The 21,275-nt window shown below is 50.2% G+C and carries 21 protein-coding genes and 1 other annotated feature; of the genes, 18 read left to right on the plus strand and 3 right to left on the minus strand.

Going from position 1 to position 21,275, the window contains the following annotated elements; genetic code table 11:
* Positions 1-52: 52 nt before the first annotated feature.
* The 9 genes from mltG (at position 53) to KNP79_RS00340 (ending at position 9,577) form a co-directional block, all read left to right on the plus strand.
* Positions 53-1,195, plus strand: a complete 1,143-nt coding sequence (gene mltG, locus KNP79_RS00300; protein ID WP_215190853.1) for an endolytic transglycosylase MltG — start codon at positions 53-55, stop codon at positions 1,193-1,195.
* A 66-nt stretch (positions 1,196-1,261) separates the two neighbouring features.
* Positions 1,262-1,903 carry an O-methyltransferase gene (locus KNP79_RS00305; RefSeq protein ID WP_138859710.1) on the plus strand — a complete coding sequence of 214 codons (642 nt, stop codon included), beginning with the start codon at positions 1,262-1,264 and terminating at the stop codon, positions 1,901-1,903.
* Between the two features lie 16 nt (positions 1,904-1,919).
* On the plus strand, positions 1,920-2,555 hold the full coding sequence (gene udk / locus KNP79_RS00310) for a uridine kinase (RefSeq protein WP_215191173.1): 636 nt from the start codon (positions 1,920-1,922) through the stop codon (positions 2,553-2,555).
* 66 nt (positions 2,556-2,621) lie between these two features.
* On the plus strand, positions 2,622-3,095 hold the full coding sequence (gene greA, locus KNP79_RS00315; protein ID WP_029595793.1) for a transcription elongation factor GreA: 474 nt from the start codon (positions 2,622-2,624) through the stop codon (positions 3,093-3,095).
* A 55-nt stretch (positions 3,096-3,150) separates the two neighbouring features.
* The gene (gene mtnN / locus KNP79_RS00320) at positions 3,151-3,855 is read left to right on the plus strand and encodes a 5'-methylthioadenosine/S-adenosylhomocysteine nucleosidase (RefSeq protein WP_029595792.1); all 705 of its coding nucleotides are present in this window, start codon (positions 3,151-3,153) and stop codon (positions 3,853-3,855) included.
* A 75-nt stretch (positions 3,856-3,930) separates the two neighbouring features.
* Complete coding sequence (locus KNP79_RS00325) at positions 3,931-4,890, plus strand: beta-ketoacyl-ACP synthase III (protein ID WP_034776926.1); 960 nt, start codon at positions 3,931-3,933, stop codon at positions 4,888-4,890.
* Positions 4,887-6,119 carry a beta-ketoacyl-ACP synthase II gene (fabF, locus tag KNP79_RS00330; protein WP_029595790.1) on the plus strand — a complete coding sequence of 411 codons (1,233 nt, stop codon included), beginning with the start codon at positions 4,887-4,889 and terminating at the stop codon, positions 6,117-6,119. Before KNP79_RS00325 ends, fabF begins: the two co-directional genes overlap by 4 nt.
* A gap of 66 nt (positions 6,120-6,185) precedes the next feature.
* Positions 6,186-7,718 (plus strand): peptide ABC transporter substrate-binding protein, encoded by a 1,533-nt coding sequence (locus KNP79_RS00335; RefSeq protein ID WP_215190854.1) that lies wholly within the window; start codon positions 6,186-6,188, stop codon positions 7,716-7,718.
* Between the two features lie 203 nt (positions 7,719-7,921).
* Entirely contained in the window at positions 7,922-9,577 is a 1,656-nt protein-coding gene (locus KNP79_RS00340; RefSeq protein WP_215190855.1) for a peptide ABC transporter substrate-binding protein, read from the plus strand.
* A 111-nt stretch (positions 9,578-9,688) separates the two neighbouring features.
* Here KNP79_RS00340 and trpS read toward each other — a convergent pair whose 3' ends face one another.
* Entirely contained in the window at positions 9,689-10,690 is a 1,002-nt protein-coding gene (gene trpS / locus KNP79_RS00345) for a tryptophan--tRNA ligase (protein ID WP_215190856.1), read from the minus strand.
* Between the two features lie 48 nt (positions 10,691-10,738).
* Positions 10,739-10,946: a binding site (T-box leader), on the minus strand.
* Between the two features lie 46 nt (positions 10,947-10,992).
* Positions 10,993-11,361, minus strand: a complete 369-nt coding sequence (locus KNP79_RS00350) for a DUF3899 domain-containing protein (protein ID WP_034776934.1) — start codon at positions 11,359-11,361, stop codon at positions 10,993-10,995.
* 272 nt (positions 11,362-11,633) lie between these two features.
* On the opposite strand from KNP79_RS00350, the gene KNP79_RS00355 reads away from it, so the two are divergent.
* The 5 genes from KNP79_RS00355 to KNP79_RS00375 all read left to right on the plus strand — a co-directional run bounded on the left by KNP79_RS00355 (position 11,634) and on the right by KNP79_RS00375 (position 17,552).
* On the plus strand, positions 11,634-13,250 hold the full coding sequence (locus tag KNP79_RS00355; protein ID WP_214752600.1) for a peptide ABC transporter substrate-binding protein: 1,617 nt from the start codon (positions 11,634-11,636) through the stop codon (positions 13,248-13,250).
* A 302-nt stretch (positions 13,251-13,552) separates the two neighbouring features.
* The gene (opp3b, locus tag KNP79_RS00360; RefSeq protein WP_034776936.1) at positions 13,553-14,479 is read left to right on the plus strand and encodes an oligopeptide ABC transporter permease; all 927 of its coding nucleotides are present in this window, start codon (positions 13,553-13,555) and stop codon (positions 14,477-14,479) included.
* On the plus strand, positions 14,479-15,504 hold the full coding sequence (gene opp3C, locus KNP79_RS00365) for an oligopeptide ABC transporter permease (protein ID WP_034776938.1): 1,026 nt from the start codon (positions 14,479-14,481) through the stop codon (positions 15,502-15,504). The genes opp3b and opp3C overlap by 1 nt, the downstream gene beginning before the upstream one ends.
* A gap of 24 nt (positions 15,505-15,528) precedes the next feature.
* The gene (locus KNP79_RS00370) at positions 15,529-16,602 is read left to right on the plus strand and encodes an ABC transporter ATP-binding protein (protein WP_034776940.1); all 1,074 of its coding nucleotides are present in this window, start codon (positions 15,529-15,531) and stop codon (positions 16,600-16,602) included.
* Positions 16,602-17,552, plus strand: coding sequence for an ABC transporter ATP-binding protein (locus tag KNP79_RS00375; RefSeq protein ID WP_214752602.1), 951 nt, complete (start codon positions 16,602-16,604; stop codon positions 17,550-17,552). The genes KNP79_RS00370 and KNP79_RS00375 overlap by 1 nt, the downstream gene beginning before the upstream one ends.
* Before the next feature lie 72 nt (positions 17,553-17,624).
* On the opposite strand, the gene KNP79_RS00380 is transcribed toward KNP79_RS00375, so the two are convergent.
* A complete protein-coding gene (locus KNP79_RS00380; RefSeq protein ID WP_034776944.1) occupies positions 17,625-18,155 on the minus strand; it encodes an HD domain-containing protein in 531 nt (176 codons plus the stop codon).
* 227 nt (positions 18,156-18,382) lie between these two features.
* Here KNP79_RS00380 and KNP79_RS00385 point away from each other — a divergent pair, with 227 nt between their 5' ends.
* The 4 genes from KNP79_RS00385 to KNP79_RS00400 all read left to right on the plus strand — a co-directional run bounded on the left by KNP79_RS00385 (position 18,383) and on the right by KNP79_RS00400 (position 21,236).
* Positions 18,383-18,520, plus strand: coding sequence for a hypothetical protein (locus KNP79_RS00385; RefSeq protein ID WP_016510424.1), 138 nt, complete (start codon positions 18,383-18,385; stop codon positions 18,518-18,520).
* A 179-nt stretch (positions 18,521-18,699) separates the two neighbouring features.
* Entirely contained in the window at positions 18,700-19,098 is a 399-nt protein-coding gene (gene spxA, locus KNP79_RS00390; RefSeq protein WP_015881217.1) for a transcriptional regulator SpxA, read from the plus strand.
* A 180-nt stretch (positions 19,099-19,278) separates the two neighbouring features.
* Positions 19,279-19,935 (plus strand): adaptor protein MecA, encoded by a 657-nt coding sequence (mecA, locus tag KNP79_RS00395; RefSeq protein ID WP_034776946.1) that lies wholly within the window; start codon positions 19,279-19,281, stop codon positions 19,933-19,935.
* A 68-nt stretch (positions 19,936-20,003) separates the two neighbouring features.
* Positions 20,004-21,236, plus strand: coding sequence for a DUF2254 domain-containing protein (locus KNP79_RS00400; RefSeq protein WP_214823281.1), 1,233 nt, complete (start codon positions 20,004-20,006; stop codon positions 21,234-21,236).
* Positions 21,237-21,275: the final 39 nt, after the last annotated feature.

Genomic DNA, 21,275 nt, shown 5'->3' on the forward strand with positions numbered 1-21,275 from the left:
GGGAAACCCTCGTCGCCCATCTTCATAACAGAAGAACAGGGGAGAAATGCGCATGAACCATCCATCGATGTTTGATGAGAAGCGTGCACGTAACCGGATCGTTCGGCGAATTACGGTCATCATCCTTGCTGTCTTTCTTCTAGTGATCGCCACAGGTGCCGCGGTATCTTATGCGTTCGTGAAACGATCGCTTGAACCCGTTGACCCAGCTTCGACCGAAACGGTCGAGGTCGAGGTTCCGCTCGGTGCAGGTTCTGGTTACATTGGCGAACTACTCGAAGAGAATGGCCTCGTGAGGAATAGCACGATTTTCCGTTTTTACACACGGTTTAAAAATGAATCATCGTTCCAAGCGGGGACGTATACGTTGTCTCCGTCACAATCACTTGACGAGTTGATCGCCACGTTGAAGACGGGGAAAGTCATCGTCGTCCCGGATATCAAATTAGTGATCCCGGAAGGCTTTACGATCGACCAAGTCATCTCGCGTCTCGCAAAACAGGCTGATATTCCGAAAAAAGAGATTTCGGACCAACTGAGCGACGAGGAGTATATCCGCTCGCTCGTCAATGAGCATGAGATGCTGACGGACGAAGTGCTCGCCGACGGAATTTATCACCCGCTCGAAGGTTACTTGTTCCCGGCAACGTATGAGTTCGATAAAGGTGTGACGCTCACTCAGATCATCGATGAGATGCTCAAGCCGACCGAACAGCTCTATCTCGAATACGGCGATGCGGTCGAAGCGTCGGGACGCACGTTCCATGAGACGTTATCGCTCGCCTCGGTCGTTGAGAAAGAAGCGGTCTCGACGGAAGACCGTCAAGAGATCGCGGGTGTGTTCGAGAACCGTCTGGCCGATGGCATGAAGTTGCAGTCCGACCCGACCGTCTGGTACGGTACCGGGGAGACTTCGATTTTCACATCGTTCAACGATCTCCAAAACGATTCACTTTATAACACATACCGCTACGAAGGGATCCCAATCGGACCAATCGCTGCGGTCAGTCGTGACGCGTTCGTCGCCACGCTCAATCCGAACGATACGGATAACGTTTATTTCTACGCCCGACCACCGCGTGAAGGATTCCCGAACGGGGAAGTCTTGTTCGAAGTGGAGTACGAGGCGCACCAACAGAACGTCAACAAGTATCGTCCAGAATGGGAAGCGTTCGAAGAAGCAAACAACAATTGACGGATATGCGACCGGAAGCCTTGGCTTCCGGTCGTTTGAATGATTAGAGAGTAAGAGGTGTACGACGTGGAACATTCATCCTATGAAGGTTACGTGGAGAACTTGGTCACGCCCCGGTCGCCGTTATTGGCGGAGATGGAGGCGTTCGCCCGAGAACATCACGTGCCGATCATGGACTTGACCGGATCTGAAGTGTTGCTGTCGCTTCTCGCGATGCAACGTCCGAAACGGATCCTTGAGGTCGGTACGGCAATCGGATACAGTGCGATTCGAATGGCTGAACTGTTGCCGGACGCAGAAATCGTCACGATCGAACGAAACGCACGACGTCACGAAGAGGCGCTCGGCTTTATCGGACGCTCGGACGTATCGGACCGAATCACTGTCATTCATGGTGATGCGGTGGAGTTGATCGGGACGATTGAAGGAGAATTCGATGCGGTCTTTATCGACGCGGCCAAAGGTCAGTATCAAAAATTCTTTGATGGGTATGGCGCTTTAGTACCAATTGGTGGTACGATTTACAGCGATAATTTATTTTTACGAGGGGACGTCCTGCTCGAGGATGTGTCAGTGCTTGACCGTCGACGCCGCCGGCTCGTTCGTCTCGTAAAAGAGTTTACTGAGCAATTGATGGCACGGACCGATTATCATACTGCAATTTTGCCCCTTGGTGATGGCCTAGCAATCAGTCGTAAATTACGATGAGGAGGACTTAACTTTGATGCAACATAAACCCGTCATTATCGGCGTGGCCGGGGGGACCGGATCAGGTAAGACGACCGTGGCCCGCGCGCTCGTGGATGCGTTCAAAGGACAATCGGTCGTCATGATCGAGCAAGACGCGTATTATAAAGACCAGTCAGAGATGACGATGGAAGAACGATATAAGACGAACTATGACCACCCGTTCGCATTCGATAACGATCTTTTGATCGAGCATATCAAGCAGTTACAAGAGCACAAGGCCATCGAGAAACCGGTGTATGACTATGCGGCGCACACGCGCTCGGACAAGACGATCTTAATCGAGCCGGTCGACGTCGTCATCGTCGAAGGCATTTTGGCGCTCGAGGACGATCGTCTGCGTGACTTGATGGACATTAAAGTGTTCGTCGACACGGATGCGGACGTCCGTATCCTACGCCGGATGCAGCGCGATCTCAATGAGCGGGGCCGGTCGATCAACTCGGTCGTCGCCCAATATACGAATGTCGTCCGGCCGATGCATCTTCAATTTTGTGAGCCGACGAAACGTTATGCGGACATCATCGTACCTGAAGGTGGAGAAAACTTTGTCGCCATCGATTTGCTCGTGACGAAGATTCGCTGGGTGCTCACAGAACGCAACCGGGCATAAGGAAATAAATCGTTTTCAATTTAACCTAGCTGTAATATACTAGGAGACAATGAAGGAGTGACAGAAATGGCTGAAAAACAACATTACATGACGTTAGACGGAAAAGCTAAGATCGAAAATGAATTGAACGAACTGAAGACGGTGCGCCGTAAAGAAGTCGTTGAGAATATTAAGATCGCCCGCGATTTCGGAGACTTGTCTGAGAACGCTGAATATGATGCAGCGAAAGAAGAGCAGGCAATGGTCGAAGGACGCATCGCCCAACTTGAAGAGATGCTTCGTAACGCCGTCATCATCCAAGATGACGTAGCCGACAACTCGATGGTCGCCATCGGGAAAACGGTAACGTTCTTCATTCAAGAAGATAACGAAGACGAGACGTACACAATCGTCGGTGGCGCCGAGGCCGACCCATTCACAGGGAAAATCTCGAACGAATCACCGATCGCCAAAGCGCTTCTCGGCCGTACGGTCGGAGACGTGGTCAACGTTCAAACGCCAGGCGGCGACATGGTCGTCGAAATTAAAGAAATCAAGTAACACTAACGAGCGACATCCATCTGGAGGTCGCTCTCTTTCTGAGGAGGCACATAACATGAAAATCGGAATCATTGGAGCGATGGAAGAAGAAGTAAACTTGCTCCGCAACGAATTGACGGAACGGACAGACACGGAAATCGCAAATTATCACTTCTATGAAGGATACCTTGGCAACGTGGAAGTCGTCATTTTGAAATCAGGCATCGGCAAAGTGAACGCGGCCATCGGGACAACGCTCTTGATCGATAAGTTCAAACCGGACGTCGTCATCAACACCGGTTCAGCCGGCGGCTTCAAAAAAGGGATGAAAGTCGGCGATGTCGTCGTCTCGACAGAAGTCCGTCACCACGATGTCGACGTGACAGCGTTCGGCTACGAGTATGGGCAAGTTCCAGGCATGCCGGCGGCGTATACGGCCGATGCGCACTTGATGGACGTCTGTAAAGAAGTCATCGAGAGTCTCCATGACGTGAACGTCCATACGGGCCTCATCGTGACGGGCGACTCATTCATCAATGACTCAAAACGGGTGGCGGACATCCTCGGACATTTTGATGGCGTCGCCGCCGTCGAGATGGAAGCCGCTCCGATCGCACAGACGTGCTACCAGTTTGGTGTCCCGTTCGTCGTGACTCGTTCGATCTCGGACAGCGCCGATGAGGAAGCGAACTTGTCGTTCGACGAATTTTTAGAGACGGCATCGATTAACTCGGCGAAAATGGTCATGGCCGTCACGAAACGACTCGGCCAAAGTGAATAATCGAGAGGGATGCGTTGACATCCCTTTTTTATTCCCTTATATTAGTACCAGATACTAAGAATAGGGGTCATCAACATGAACATTGGAATCATTGGCATCGGTTCGTTCCTTCCGGACAACCGGATCACGAACATCGATTTGGAAAAACGAATGGATACGAGCGACGAATGGATTCGGACCCGGACCGGGATCGAGGCGCGCCATTTGGCAGACGCTGATTTGAGCGTTGCCGATATGGCCACAAAGGCTGCCGAACGGGCGCTTCAAAGTGCGGGTGTGTCGATTGAAGATATCGACGCGATCATTTGCGCGACGGCGACGGCGCCATCATTCCCAGCGACGGCTTGTCTCGTGCAAGCCAACCTTGGGGCAAAGCAAGCGGTCGCCTTCGACGTTAGCGCCGCCTGTAGCGGCTTCATCTTCGCGATGGATACGGCGAAGAGCATGATGCTCGCGAAAGGGTTGAAGCGCACACTCGTCATCGGAGCTGAGAAGATGGGCAACTTGATCGATTGGGACGACCGTTCGACCGCCGTCTTGTTCGGTGATGGGGCGGGTGCCGTCGTTCTCGGCGAAGACGAGGTGGCCGCCATCGAGTCGGTCATTCTCGGGAGTGACGGAACCGGCGGAAAGTTCTTATATGAGAATGAAGAAGGTAAGATTGTCATGAACGGTCGTGAAGTGTTCAAATTCGCCGTCCGTAAGATGCCTGACATCGTCTTAGAGGCGTTGCAAGGGGCCGGGAAGACGATTGAAGACCTCGACGTCCTCGTGCCGCACCAGGCGAACCGTCGTATCATTGACGCAGCGATTGAACGGTTAGGGATTGACGAAGCAAAAGTTGTCGTCACGATTCAAGACCATGCGAACACGTCAGCTGCTTCAATTCCACTTGCTTTGGCCGAAGCGGTCAAGCAACGGAAAATCTCAAACGGTCAAACGATCGTCGTCGCCGGCTTCGGCGCCGGGCTCACATGGGGAGCGAGCTGTTTAACATGGAATAACGCTAACATCACGGAGGAGATTAACGCATGAAACGAGTAGTCATCACAGGATTAGGAGTCGTTTCCCCACTCGGGAACGACGTTACGGCAATGTGGGAGCGACTGTTGAACGGGGAAAATGCAGTCGATACGTTAACAAAGATTGATATTAGCCAGTATCCGGCGAAAGTCGGGGCGGAAGTAAAGGAATGGAACATCGATCATTTGGTCGAACCGAAGGAAGCGCGCAAGATGGATTCGTTCATTCAATATTCGATTCTTGCGGCTGACGCTGCGCATCGGGATAGCGGTCTAGATGTGAAAGCAATCGCGGACGATGTCGGGATTTGGATCGGAAGCGGGATCGGTGGTGTCGAAACGATCGACAAACAAGCGAGCATCTTGCATGAACGGGGACCACGTCGCATCAGCCCATTCTTCATCCCGATGATGATTCCAAACATGGCGAGCGGTCAAGTTTCGATTTACCTCGGAGCAAAAGGGCCGAGCAACTGCTCGGTCACAGCTTGTGCGTCTGGAACGAACTCAATCGGTGAGGCGTTTAAAGTCATCCAACGTGGTGATGCCCTCGCGATGTTCGCAGGTGGGGCCGAAGCACCAATCACGCCGCTCTCATTCTCAGGATTCTGTGCCAACAAGGCACTATCGACGAATCCAGACCCGAACACGGCATGCCGCCCGTTCGATCAGAACCGTGACGGCTTCATCATGGGTGAAGGCGCGGGCGTGCTCGTTCTCGAGGAATATGAGCATGCGAAAGCGCGCGGAGCCAAAATGTATGCGGAGGTCGTCGGGTATGGCATGAGTTCGGACGCTTATCACATCACGGCGCCGTCACCTGAGGCAGAAGGTGGATCAAAAGCGATGAACGAGGCGCTTCGTGACGCGGGAATTCGTCCAGAAGACGTTCAATACATCAACGCACACGGGACGAGCACACCACTCAATGACATGCTCGAGACGAAAGCGATCCACAACGTCTTCGGTGACCACGCGCACAACTTGGCCGTCAACTCATCTAAATCGATGATCGGGCACTTGCTCGGCGCAGCCGGCGGAGTCGAGGCCGTCATCACGGCGTTATCGATTCATGAGGGACGGATTCATCCGACGATCAACTGTGAGACACCAGCTGATGATTGTGATTTAGACTATGTCCGTGACGGAAATCGGGAACTTGATATCCAGTACGCACTGAGCAACTCGCTTGGCTTCGGGGGCCACAACGCGACGCTCGCATTCGCGAAAGTGAACGACTAATAGTAGAAAAAAGTGACAAAAACGGGTAGGGTATAAGGGTTGGTCTAACAGAGAGGAGAATGCCAGATGAAACGATTTTTCATCGGTGCCGCCTTGTTGGGTTCAGTCCTTATCCTTTTTTTCGTTATTTGGTACGGACAACGAGAGCAGGCACGAGAGTTACTACCACCAGAAGAACAAATCGTGACGATCCATGGAGAGACGTTGCCGGAGCAGCCGAACACGCTGCTCGCAATCGATCCAAGTTCGCAAACTGTGTTATCGCATATTTATGAAGGATTGTATCGCTTCGGAGCGGACGGTGAGATTGAACCGGGACTCGTTGAGACGATGACGCGTTCCGAGGACGGGGCGACTTATACGTTTAACTTGAAGGCAAGTCAAACCGTCAATGGAAATGCGATCACGGCTGAAACGTTCGTCGAGCATTTTCGCAGGCTCGCCGATGACGATACGAATTCCCCGTTCAGTTTCCTCCTCGGAGATGTATTGAACGCGAAAGCGATCAGTCTCGGGACGAAAGAACCAGAGACGCTCGGCGTGAAAGCGATTGACGAACAGACGCTTGAACTGACGCTCGAGCGGCCGATGGAAGGGTTCGAGCAGATGTTAGCGATGCCGGCCTTTCTGCCGCAGACGATGATCGGGGAGTGGCAAGAGCTCGATGCGAACGGACCGTTCCAAATCGAGTCAATCGACGCGGCCCAGGCGACGTTGATAAAAAACGAGGCGTATCATGATGCAGATCGCGTCACACTCGAAAAGGTTATCATCTGGGCGGATGAAGGTCTAAGTTCAGAGCCCGACGGTATTCACCCGCTCCCTTACGGCACGGACGAGGGAACAATCGAATCACTCGAAGGTAAGCTCGTTGATGTCCCACGAAGCGGCGTCTTCTATTTGAAACCGAACGTCGACGAGTATCCGTTCGATGATGCCGATTTCCGACGCGCGCTCGCGCTCGCCTTAGACCGCGAAGCAGTGGAAGGGTCGCTCGCAAGAGCCGAACGGACGACAGAACGATTGCTCGTCACCGATCAAACGGAGACGGAGCCGACGCTTGAAGGAGAGGCGGCGACACTGTTCGCAGACGTGCTTGATCGGCTCGAAGAAGAGGAAATCGAGATTGAGTTGCTCAGCTTTGTCGATGAAGAGGCGAGACAAATCGCCCAGACGATTGAAACAGAGCTTGAACAACTTCCCGGTCTTCAAGTGAACGTCGTCGAGTTGCCGCTCGGTGACAAAGTTAGGAAAGAAGTCGCAGGCGATTACGCGTTGTCACTATCAGGGTGGCAACCGGACTACCCGGCATTCAGTGCCTATTTGACCCAATTCGAGACAAATAACTATTTGAATTCGAGCGGATACACGGACGACACGTTCGATCGTTTGATGGATGAGGCCCGCTCGACAGAAGTACTTGCGGACCGGAACGAGACGTATCGACAGGCGGAAAAACGGCTGTTGGAAGAAGCTGTCGTTATCCCAATCTACCAAGCTGGAAGATCTTACGCAGTCGATTCCAAATATGCGGAAATCGGTTTTCCGGTCATCGGTCCTTCGTACGTCCTAACTTTTTCTAAAGTTTATGAAAAATGAGCTAAAAGCCCGTCTCCCTAGGCGGGCTTTTAGCCTATAATAAAAATTTTTTAGAAAAATCAAAATAAACACTTTGCAAAATTATCAGAATATTGTATTATTGCTTCAACGGGATTGTGGTAGCAAATTTTGTAAAGTGAGATATCTGAATTTTCTACCATCGTTCATTTCGTTAAACCGAAAAAAATCAGGGGGTCATCGCAATGAATAAGAAAAAAGGTTTTGCTTTAGCAACGTCGGTAACGCTTCTATCTAGCGCATTCCTAGCAGCTTGCTCGGGTGGGGAAGAAGAGACATCATCAAATAATCAAGGTTCTGAAGGCGGCGCAGACGAGGAGCAAGTCCTCAACTTGCTCGATAGTTCTGACATCCCTTCACTTAACCCTACACTCGCGACTGACGCGGTTTCGTTCAACGTCTTGAACAACGTTAACGAAGGTCTCTATCGTATGGACGACGAAGATAACCCGACACCGGGGATCGCGGAAGATCATGACGTCTCTGAAGACGGGAAAACGTACACGTTCAAAATCCGTGAAGGCGCAACTTGGTCTAACGGTGAGCCTGTAACAGCGAACGACTTCGAATACGCTTGGAAAGAAGTCCTTAACCCGGACAACGCTTCACAATATGCTTACGTCATGTCAATCATCGAAGGTGCTGAAGCCTACAACACTGGCGAAGGCGAGCGCGACGCTGTCGGCGTCAAGGCACTTGATGATCAGACACTTGAAGTTAAATTGACTGCACCAGCAGATTACTTCCTCGGCCTCACAAGCTTCGGCGTATTCATGCCTAAACTTGAGTCGTTCGACAAAGAGCAAGGCGAGAACTTCGGTACGTCTGCAGAGACAACGCTCTACAACGGACCGTTCAAACTCGAAAGCTGGGAGCGCGAGCAAGGCTGGAAAATGGTCAAAAACGACGACTACTGGGATGCTGAAGCCGTCAAACTTGACGAAATCAACGTTAAAGTCGTTAAAGAAGTTTCAACAGGCGTTAACTTGTACGAAAACGGCGACGTTGACCGTACTGGTTTGACTTCTGAGCTCGTTGCGCAATACCAAGACAACGAAGACTTCTCGACTGTCGTCGAGCCAACACTCTTCTACCTCCAGTTCAACACGGCAGTTGAAGCACTCGACAACCAAAACATCCGGAACGCGATTGACGCGGCATACGATAAAGCAGCGATCTCTGAAACGCTCCTTGCGAACGGTTCAATCCCTGCGAACTACCTCGTACCAAAAGACTTCGTAACTGGACCAGACGGCGCGGACTTCCGTGAAGCGAACGGCGACATCGGCGGCTACGACGTGGACAAAGCGAAAGAACTTTGGGAAAAAGGACTTGAAGAGCTCGGCCAAGACTCTGTTGAAATCGAGCTCCTCAACTATGACTCAGAATCTGCGAAGCAAATCGGTGAGTTCATCAAAGGTGAACTTGAGAAGAACCTTCCAGGTATCACGCTCACAATCAAGCAACAACCGTTCAACAACAAACTTGACCTTGAAAACAAAGGTGATTTCGAGTTGACATTCGCTGGATGGGGCCCTGACTACCAGGATCCAATGACATTCGTTGACCTCTTCGTCACTGACGGACCATACAACCGTGGTAAGTGGTCGAACGAAGAATTCGACAAACTCATCGAGTCTGCGAAATCAAGCACAGATGCTGAACAGCGTTGGGCTGACCTTCAAGCTGCAGAGAAAATCGTTCTTGAAGAGAACGCGATCTCGCCAGTTTACCAACGTGGATCGGCTCGCCTCACGAAGCCATACGTTAAGGACATCGTTGAACACGCGTTCGGCGCTGACTACTCGTACAAGTGGGCTTATATCGAAGGCAAACAATAATTCGAAACAACAAAAAAAGAGACGGGGACGCCTGTCTCTTTTTTTTGTTGTATCCAATTTGAAATCGCTACGCAGAAAAGCCGCCCTTTGAGTGTAAAGGGCGGCTTCGTCTTATTTTTTCACTTTGGCACGTTTTCGGTTGAGGCCCATCGCTTTTTCGATCTTCGCGAGATTTTTGTTGGCGACGGCTTCTGCCTTTTCACGACCTGCGTCGAGGATCGCATCGAGCTCAGCTGAATCGACGAGTTCATGATAGCGATTCTGAATCGGCTCGAGCATGGCGACGACCGCTTCAGCGACATCTTGTTTGAACGTCCCGTAGTTCGAATCTTGATAACGTTCGACGAGTTCGTCGATTGGCGTATCGGTCGAGAGTGAATAAATCTCAAGCAAGTTTGAGATTCCCGGCTTGTTCTCTCGGTCGAAGCTGATGATCCCGCTCGAGTCTGTGACCGCGCTCTTGATTTTCTTGCGGATGACGTTCGGCTCATCGAGCATCGAGATGAAGCCTTTCACGTTCGCATCCGATTTCGACATCTTCTTCACCGGGTTCGTCAAACTCATGATGCGGGCGCCTTCTTTTTGAATGAGCGGCTCAGGAATCGTGAACGTCTCGTAGTATCGCTTGTTGAAGCGCTCGGCCAAGTCTCGCGTCAACTCGACGTGTTGTTTTTGGTCATCACCGACCGGGACGAGTTCTGTCCCGTACAAGAGGATATCAGCCGCCATGAGCGTCGGATAGACGAACAGGCCGGCACCGATATTTTCACTGTTTTGGGATTTGTCTTTATACTGCGTCATCCGGCTCAGTTCACCCATGCCGGCGATACACGTCAACATCCATCCGAGCTGGGCGTGCGCCTTCACTTCCGACTGGACGAAGATCGTCGACTTCTCAGGGTCGAGACCACAAGCGAGATAGAGCGCCGCGAGTTTACGCGTGTTGTCCATCAACTCGACCCGGTCAAGCTGGACCGTGATCGAATGGAGATCGACGACACAGTAGAACGCTTCGTGCTCTTCTTGGAGCTCGACAAACTGTTTCATCGCCCCTAAGTAGTTACCGAGCGTCACGACGCCGGTCGGTTTAATGCCAGAAAAGATTTTTGCCATGATTGCACCTCCATAGAATATAAAAAAACCACGGTTCCCCGCCCGAAAAATCGGGACGAATAACCGCGGTGCCACCCAAATTTGCATGAAGTTCATGCCACTTGATCGCGTTAACGGGCGTGACCGTCTCACCATACTATCGTTCAGGTGAGCCACTCCGAAGTCCATTCGCTCGACGCTCTCCATCTACTCGCAGCAACGTAGACTCTCTGGGGGAAAGGGGGATCGAGGTACTTGTCTTCTTCATCGTGTTTCCTATTGTTCTAGCCATAGTGTAGCATATCGTCTGAAAAATCGGAAGGTCAAACGAGGGTGATCACGTAGGAGAGAATGATGCTACCGACGCCGACGTACACCCAACGCGAAGCCGAATGTTTTTGAGCGGCCCGTTCTTCCGGAGTCGCCTCTTCGTCTTCCTCGTAATCCGGATCAATCTCTTTCAACTTGGCGCGTCGGTTACGTTTGAACCCGTACATGATGCCGTCGAATAGTCCGGACGCGCTCATTTGAGAGAACATACCGATTGCAAAGACGAGCATCCCGGCGACGAACAGACCGCCGCTCAAATGAAACAATAACGTTTCATCCTGGTAATAAGAGAGGCTCGACCAGACCGTGTAGGCAATTGTGACAATCCCCCAAACGATTAATATACTTCTAAAATTTTTCAATGTGACAAACTCCTTTCAGCTTGGATGTGCTCCATCGAGTCATCCGCCCTATGGCTCTATGATACCTGTTGCTTGGTGGAGAAGGCGAGAAGTTCGTGTTGAAAATGACAGCGGTTTATTAGGGAGTTGACAGTTTGATTAAAAATTTTTTACAATAGCCCTAACGTTCTTTCGTCGGATACAAAATGAAATATTCAGAAAATTAAAGAAAAAGTAAGATGTTATCGTCCGACGAAACGCCATGCTTCACGATTCAGAAAGGGGACATCGCAATGAAGAAAAAATCGATTTTGCTCATGATGACACTCATCTTGGCACTCGGTTCAGTGCTCGCCGCTTGCTCGACTGGCGGAGACTCTGACGGCGGTTCGTCTTCGAACGGAGAAAAAGTTCTCCGCTTGACGGACACGTCTGATATTACAACGGCTGACCCGGCGCTCGCGACGGACGCAGTCGCGTTCAACTTGATCGCCAACACGATGGAAGGTCTTTACCGTCTGGATCAAGACGGGAATGCCGTTCCTGCAATCGCCGAAGGAGAACCAGAAGTGAACGAAGACGAAACGGTCTACACGTTCACACTCCGCGACGCGGAATGGTCTAACGGCGAACCTGTCACAGCGAACGACTTCGTCTACGCTTGGCAACGCGCTGTGGATCCAGAAACTGGTTCACAATACGCGTACATCATGAACACAGTAAAAAATGCTGAAGCCATCAACACAGGAGATCTTCCAAAAGAAGACCTCGGCGTGAAAGCAATCGATGAGAAGACGCTTGAAGTCACACTCGAGCGTCCGGACCCATCATTCATCTCGCTCACATCGTTCGGTACATTCACACCGATCAACGAAGCGTTCGCTACTGAAAAGGGTGCGGATTTCTCAACGACTCCAGAGAACCACATTTACAACGGTCCATTCACATGGTCGGAGTGGGATCGTGAGCAAGGGTACGTGTTGACGAAAAACGACGCGTACTGGGATGCTGAAAACGTCGCCTTGGAAAAAGTAGACGTACGTGTCGTCAAAGACACATCGACGGTCGTCAACTTGTATGAAGCAGGAGAAGTCGACTACGCCGGCCTTTCATCTGAACAAGTTGCTGCTTTCCAAGAGAACGACGACTATAACACAGGCCTTCGTTCAAGCGTCGGTTACTTCAAGTTCAACCATGAAGATGAAGTCTTCGCTGACGTCAATGCCCGTAAAGCAATCGCTCGTGCGGTCGACCCAGCCGGAATCATCGACCAACTCTTGAACAACGGTTCAATCGCCACGACTTCGTTCATCCCGAAAGACTTCATCAAGTATGAAGACGGCACGGATTACACGGAAGGCGTGACGCACTTTGAAACGAACGCTGACGAAGCGGCATCACTTTGGGAAGAGGCGACTGGCGGCGAAGCTGCTACAATCGAACTTCTCTCATTCGACAGCGAAGTATCGAAACAAATCTCAGAGTACATGAAAGGCCAAATCGAATCGAACTTGCCGAACGTGACCGTGAACATCTCACAACAACCGTTCAATAACAAGCTCGAGCTCGAAGCGAACGGAGAGTACCAAATGTCATTTGCCCTTTGGGGACCTGACTATCAAGATCCGCTCACAAACCTTGGCATCTTCACGTCTGACAACGGTCAAAACGACATCAACTACAAGTCTGCTGCCTACGACAAGTTGATTGATGAAGCATCTGCTGAAACAGCAATCGATGCCCGTTATGACAAATTTAAAGAAGCAGAGACGCTCTTGATTGAACAAGACCAAGCCATCATGCCGATTTACCAAGCTGGTGTCGCTTACTTGCTCCGTCCGAACGTCGAAAACTTCAACCGTCAACTATTCGGTGCTGATTACCAGTACAAATACGTCGATATCAACTAAATGAGAAGGGGGCATGCAACGTGCATGTCCCCCCTTTTCTAAAAAAAATCCGGAAATGAGAGAAAATACTATTCAAATGTTTTGTTGGTAAAGTATAATGTAGTAACAGTGAAAATTCAGAATACTTTACAAACTAAGGATTTTTCACTTTTCATGTGCTGTGCTAAGAGCCTTGAGATGACGTTTGACCTATTCTTTCAGAAAATTCCTTTCATTTTGTGAATTCAAGAAAAGGGCAATATGTCATAGTGACGCTGTTGGTGCAAGCATAGACACATTAGAAAAACAGGGGGTATTTATTTATGGGACGTTATATTCTGCAACGGCTGACTTACGGCCTCATCACGTTCTTCTTGATTGCGACGTTCACGTTTTTCCTGATGGACCTGCTTCCAGGTTCGCCGTACCAAAACCAGGAGAAATTGACTGAATCACAAATTCAACTCTTGAACGATCGTTACGGACTCAATGATCCACTTCCAGTTCGTTATGCGACTTACTTAGGGAACCTTGTGCAAGGTGACCTCGGCGTATCGTTCCGTACGGCCAACCGGCCAGTGACGGATTTGATTATGGAACGGATCGGACCTTCAGCTCAACTAGGGATTCAAGCGCTCGTCCTCGGGACGTTTGTCGGATTGCTCCTCGGGATTGTTGCAGCCATCCGTCATAACACGTACATCGACTATGGTTCAATGTTCGTATCGGTAATCGGGATTTCTGTCCCATCATTCGTATTTGCAGCCCTCCTTCAGTACTATGTAGGGGTTAAGTTGCAAATCCTCCCTGTCGCGTTCTGGGATTCACCGGCTCATACGATTTTGCCGACCATCTCGCTCTCGCTCGGTGTCACGGCGGCGATCGCTCGTTTCGTTCGGACCGAGATGCTAGAAGTGACCGGACAAGATTATGTCACGCTCGCTAAGGCGAAAGGATTGACCGGAAACGCCATCGTTTGGAAACACATGGTGCGTAACGCGATGATTCCTGCCATTACAATTCTCGGACCAATGACGGCCGGCCTGTTGACAGGTACGTTCGTTATCGAAAAGATCTTTGCGGTTCCGGGACTTGGTGAGTTGTTCGTTACATCAATTACGTTGAATGATTACTCGGTCATCATGGGCACAACGCTCTTCTTCTCGGCCTTGTTCATTATTATCATTCTACTTGTCGACTTGCTCTACGGAGTCGTTGACCCACGTATTCGTCTTGGGGGGGATAACTGATGATTGAAAATAAAAAGAATTTCGAGCAGTTCGACCAAGACATGTTCCAACGTGTCGAGATGAATGAACAGCTCGGTGAACGTATTGCCGGTAAAAGTTTGAACTTCTGGCAAGACGCTTGGATGCGCCTAAAGAAAAACAAAGCCGCCATCCTCTCGTTGTCAGTCATTGTCATTCTCGTTTTGCTCGCGTTGTTCGGTCCGATGCTTTCAGGCCGTGACGCTTATGAACAAAACATCTCACAAGCAAAACTTCCACCTAAAGTCACTGGACTTGAGTGGGCAGGGTTTGATGGGATGGCCAACCTCGGTGGACGCGACATCGATTTCTATGAACAGAAAAATGTCGAAGAGAACTTCTGGTTCGGTACGGATTACCTCGGCCGTGATCTTTGGTCACGTGTTTGGGAAGGAACGCGCATCTCGCTCTTCATCGGTTTGATGGCTGCGATCATTGATACGGTCATCGGTGTCGCATACGGTGGGATTTCGGCTTACTTCGGTGGCCGCACAGATAACATCATGCAGCGGATCGTTGAAATTTTGACAGGTGTTCCGAACTTGATTTTGATCATCTTGTTCATCTTGATCTTTGACCCAGGGGTGTTCACGATCATCCTCGCGATGACGATCACCGGCTGGATTGGGATGAGTCGACTCGTCCGCGGTCAAATCTTGAAACTTAAAAACCAAGAGTTCGTCTTGGCAGCTCGTACGCTCGGTGCTTCAAGTAACCGTTTGATCTTCAAACACTTGATCCCGAACACGCTCGGCGCCATCATCATCACACTCATGTTCACGATTCCATCTGCCATCTTCTTCGAGGCGTTCCTCAGTTTCATCGGGATCGGACTTCAACCGCCACAAGCGTCACTTGGTACGTTGATCAACGACGGATACAAAGAGCTACGGACATTCCCGTACTTGCTCGTCATCCCGTCAGTCATCATCGTCTTGCTCATGGTCAGCTTCAACTTGCTCGCCGATGGCTTGCGTGATGCGTTCGACCCGAAAATGCGTAAATAATTATAGAAACAGGGGGACTCGTGAATGGAAACGATTTTATCTGTCCGAGACTTAGCGGTCTCGTTCCATACGTATGCTGGAACGGTACAAGCTGTTCGCAACGTATCGTTTGATTTGAAAAAAGGCGAGACGCTCGCCATCGTTGGTGAATCGGGTTCTGGTAAATCCGTCACTTCAAAAGCGATCATGCGTCTGATCCCGAACCCGCCAGGTGAAATCACGAACGGAGAAATCTTGTTCGAAGGTAAAGACTTGGCGAAGTTGTCGGAAAAAGAAATGTTGAAGATCCGTGGCCGTGATATCGCCATGATCTTCCAAGATCCAATGACATCACTCAACCCGACGATGACGATCTTCAAACAGATCGCTGAAGGATTGAAGCAACACCAAGGTCTTACGGGTGAAGATGCGAAGAAGCGTACGCTGGAATTGCTCACACTCGTCGGGATTCCAAACCCAGAAGCACGTCTTAAGCAATATCCGCACCAACTCTCAGGTGGTATGCGTCAACGGATCGTTATCGCGATCGCGCTCGCATGTAACCCTAAAGTATTGATCGCCGATGAGCCGACGACGGCTCTCGATGTAACGATTCAAGCTCAGATTTTGGAGCTCTTGAAAGACATCCAACAAAAGACCGGCACAGCGATTATCTTCATCACGCACGACCTCGGTGTCGTCGCGAACATGGCTGACCGTGTTGCCGTTATGTACGCTGGTAAAATCGTCGAGAAGGGAACGGTCGATGAGATCTTCTACGAGCCGCGTCACCCATACGCATGGGGACTGCTCGGATCGATGCCGCGCCCATCTGATGACCCGAACGAGGCGCTTCCTGCCATCCCAGGTACGCCGCCGAACTTGCTCGACCCGCCAAAAGGCGATGCGTTCGCACCACGTAACCCGTATGCGATGAAGATCGACTTTGAAAAAGAACCACCGATGTTCCAAATTAGCGACACGCACTATGCGGCAAGTTGGTTATTGCACCCGCAAGCACCGCAAGTGAGCCCGCCGAAAGCAATTCGTGACCTTGCACTCAAGTATCGTCCGGACAGCGCGTTCGCCAAATCGATTTTGAAAGGTGGTGCTGAATAATGGAACGCGAGAAATTACTCGAAGTAAAAGACCTGAAGCAGCACTTTAAAATTGGCCGAGGCCGCGTCGTTAAAGCGGTCGATGGCATCTCGTTTGATATCTACAAAGGTGAAGTACTCGGTCTCGTAGGGGAGTCAGGTTGTGGGAAATCGACGACAGGTCGTACCATCATCGGTCTTTATGACGCGACGGACGGTGACGTCGTCTTCAAAGGCGAAAACGTTCATGGCAAGAAGTCGAAAGCGGAGAAGTTGAAATTCAACCGGGCCATGCAAATGATCTTCCAAGATCCTTACGCATCGCTCAACCCGCGGATGACGGTCGCTGATATCATCGCTGAAGGCATTGATATCCACGGCCTTGCCAAGACGAAAGAAGACCGGATGAACCGTGTCTATGACCTTCTCGAAACGGTCGGTCTTACGAAAGAGCACGCGAGCCGTTACCCGCACGAATTCTCGGGCGGTCAACGTCAGCGGATCGGGATTGCCCGCGCTCTCGCGGTTGAACCGGACTTCATCATCGCCGATGAGCCAATCTCGGCTCTCGACGTATCGATCCAAGCTCAGGTCGTCAACTTGATGAAAGAATTGCAACGCGACCGTGATTTGACGTACTTGTTCATCGCCCACGATTTGTCGATGGTCAAGTATATCTCAGACCGGATCGGTGTCATGTATCAAGGTCACCTCGTCGAACTCGCTCCAGCAGCGCGTTTGTATGAGAACCCGATTCACGCCTATACGAAGTCGCTTCTCTCGGCGATCCCGCTTCCGGATCCAGAGCATGAGCGCACACGTAAGCGGATCGTGTATGAGTCGAAGTCACTCGGTGCCGTCGGACGTTCGGATGAGGATTCAAGCATCCCAGCGCTCCGTGAAGTCGAGCCAGGCCATTACGTCTCATTGACAGACGAAGAATACGAAGCGTACAAAGCGCAACTCGTATAATTAGAAAGTCCCGAATCCAACCGGATTCGGGACTTTTTTGAACGCAAAGAAAAACACCATCCAAGGACGGTGTCAGGCGTTTGAGATGCGTGGCAAGTTCGAGAGCCGTTCGACGACCGCGTCAATCAGGCGGACACGGGCAAGGGCATCTTCGATTTCCATCGTCTCATAGTGATGCAGTCCGCCAGGTTGTTCCACGTACGTATCCGCATCATGGACGAGCTGTTGGAGTGGGGTACGTTGAATCCGGTTAGGCGGGAGATAGGAATCGGTATGAAGCAAAATCATGACCGAGATCTCTTTCGCGCGCGCCGGGTCTTCCCCGAGACGAATCAATAGCTTATGGGCGCGTTCGGCCCCTTTAATGGCATGAATGTCGTTTTGACGGTATAAATCGTAGTTCCATTTGCCTTCGGTGTACCATTCGTAGTGACCGATGTCATGGAGCAGAGCGGCTTTCGTCGCTAAATCCGTATCAAGCCCTCGTCGCGTCGCCAATTCGAGAGCGCGTTCACACACGTCGACGGCGTGTTTCAGACCGGAACGGGTCAAATATTTTTGGGTGACCGGATGTTGCATAATCGTCTCTAGCGTAATTCTCATATTCGCTCTCCTCCTTGGTGATTTCAAAGGTTATTTCTATTAACTATACGGGAATTGAAAAAGAAAAGCAAATTTGGAACGTGTGAAATGATGAAAATCTTCGAGATTGTTCAACCATTTTCATAAGAATGTGCTATAATTTAATTGTAGATTAGTGCAAGTTCAAGATTTTCAGATTCAGTAACGGTCGGTGGGTCGAGTCCTTATGGCGTTGGGGGTGAGAGACCATGAAAGAGCGTGACAAAGTATTGCAACAGAAAAAGAAACTTCTGAAGGAAGTCCTCAAGAAGAAATTGAAAGACTTACAAGTGAAGCCTGGCAAAGAGACGGTATCACAACCGGTTTCTCGAATGCCGGCGTCCTAGAACGGTCGATCAAGGGTCGCATTCTCCTGAATGCGTCCTCTTTTCTTACCCGAGTGAGAAAAGTTATCATTGAAGTTTCAATAAATAAGAATTATTATAATTAAGTGGACGAATTTTTGGGTATACAAATAGAGTCACTTGAAAAAGATGAACGAACACTTGATCAGGGAGGAACGAAAATGGTCACATTGTACACGTCTCCGAGCTGCACATCGTGCCGAAAAGCACGGGCATGGCTCGAGGAGCATGATATTCCATTCACGGAACGGAACATATTTTCAGAACCACTCTCACTCAATGAGATCAAACAAATCCTACGTATGACAGAAGATGGGACAGATGAAATCATCTCGACCCGATCTAAAGTTTTCTCGAAAATCGACGTATCGGTCGATGCGCTTTCACTCCAACAACTATATGATTTGATTCAAGAATATCCAGGATTGCTCCGCCGTCCGATTCTGATTGATGAAAAACGTCTTCAAGTCGGGTACAACGAAGATGAGATTCGTCGATTCTTGCCGCGCAAGGTCCGGACGTTCCAACTTCAAGAAGCGCAACGACTCGTCAACGAGTGAGGAAGCATACTGTCTAAGCAGTGTGCTTTTTATTATTCCGTTTTTCCGATAAAATAATAGTAACAACCCCATCATCAATAGATTGACACGTTAAAAAAAGGGTACTATGATAACAAGACAATTTCCCCTCTCCTCCTTAATTGTTGAAGTAGGAGTGAGGTGAGAAGGGAGTGGACAATCGTGAAAATTGAGCGCATCAACGACAACACCGTCAAATTTTTCATTACGTATGTCGATATCGAGAAACGCGGTTTCGCTCGTGATGAAATCTGGTATAACCGAGAACGTGGTGAGCAGCTGTTCTGGCAGATGATGGACGAAGCGCACGAACGAGAAGATATCTCGTTTGATGGTCCACTATGGATACAAGTACAAGCGTTTGAAAAAGGACTTGAAGTGACCGTGACGATCGCGAAAAATGTGATTGACTCTGAAGACGATTCTGAGCTTGGGTCACTGCTGCGCTCGGCAATCGATGAGGCGCGCGATCAGCAATCGGTGCTTGATCAATTGAGTGAACTTGATGAAATCGAAGCTGAGCCGGAGGCGTGGGCTCCGCTCGCCATGGAAACGGATGACTTTGAGGCGATCATCTCGCTCAGTAAACGAGCAGGAGAGGCGTTGAACAACGTCAACCTTAAGTTATTCCATTACGACAATCGGTATTACTTGTGGATTGACTTCCCAGACGAGATGGAACCGGAAGAAGAAGAGAACGTATTAAGTCTCTTAGCCGAGTATTTGACGTTCAGCACGCAGACGTTAGCGATGCTTGAAGAATACGGCAAGCTCATTCTCGACGGGGATGTCTTCTCAAAAGTCCGTCACTATTTCTAAACCCTAATCGCCTGTTCATGTGGACAGGCGATTTTTTTACCAATTTATACATACGAAGAGGTGTCGTGATGCTCAAGCGGATTCAATTAAAGTTGGAAGATAGCACCTGGTTCGTTCCGTTTTTATACGGAGTGGGAGGGATCGCGTTAACGTTCCTGACTCAATATTTTGGAAGCTTCTTTCGGGAGCTGTTACCGGAAATCATTTATTTAGACAAGGATTCAGCAGCTTCTGTCCTGTCTTCGTCGTTCACGAGCCTCATGACGATGATGACGTTCAGCTTTTCGACGATCCTCGTCGTCTTGACGACGTATTCGTCGCAGTTCTCGCCTCGGACGATCAATAACTTTTTGACGAACTCGGCGTCGAAGCATACACTCGGCCTGTTCATCATGACGACGGTGTACGGCATTACGAACTTGTTCCTTATCCGGACATCGGATGAAGACGTCGTACTCGCTTCAGGCATCAGTGTCCTGCTCGTCGTCAGCTCGATTTGGGCGTTCGTTAAATTCATTCAAACGATCAGCGTCTCGATTCAAGCGGAACGCCTCTTATCGGCATTGCACCGCGAAGCGCTATCCGTCATCGAAAACCAAAGACGGGCGGTCGAAGAGGAAGACATGTATATCGTCCCGAAACGAACGGTTCACACGTTCGAAGGACAGGCGGTCTATGCCTCTCGAACGGGCTACGTCCAACTGTTCTCGAGCGAGAAGCAGGAGAGCCGTGACGTTGACTTCGAATCGGTCGTGGCCGTGGGGGACTTTGTAGCGGAAGGAGATATTCTCGGCTATTGGCTCGCAGAAGAAGCGCCCGATATCGACGTGTTCCAAATCGGTGAAATCCGTTCATCGATTCAAGACCCGGCGTTCGTCATCGAGAAGTTGAGTGAGATCGCGCTGAAAGGCGTCTCACCGGGCATCAATGATCCGAATACGGCGATTCACGCGATTCACTACATCGGCGATATTTTACGCGAACTGAGCCGATTGCCGGCAGGCGACTTTTTATTCTCCAACGACAAGAGTAACTGGCATGCCAAACGTAAAACGATGGAAGCGACATTGTTCGAGGCGTTCGCTCCTGTGAAGACGTATGCGAGTCACGACATTTTCGTGATGGCATCCGTCTTCGAGGCAATCCGAATCGCGCGGATTCAGGCACACGCCTCGCATGATGAAACGTTCGAGGAATTCATCGACTACTTTGAGGAAGCGCTCGACTTGGATGAGTTGCATCCACGAGAGAAAGCGTTCTTGACGAATCAGATGACGAAAGCACGGAAAATACGTGATTAACGAGAAAGGAAGGGGTCCGAGAAGACCCCTTCCTTTCTG

This window comes from Exiguobacterium sp. s7 (genome assembly GCF_018618195.1).
GTDB classification, from domain to species: Bacteria; Bacillota; Bacilli; order Exiguobacteriales; family Exiguobacteriaceae; genus Exiguobacterium; species Exiguobacterium mexicanum_A.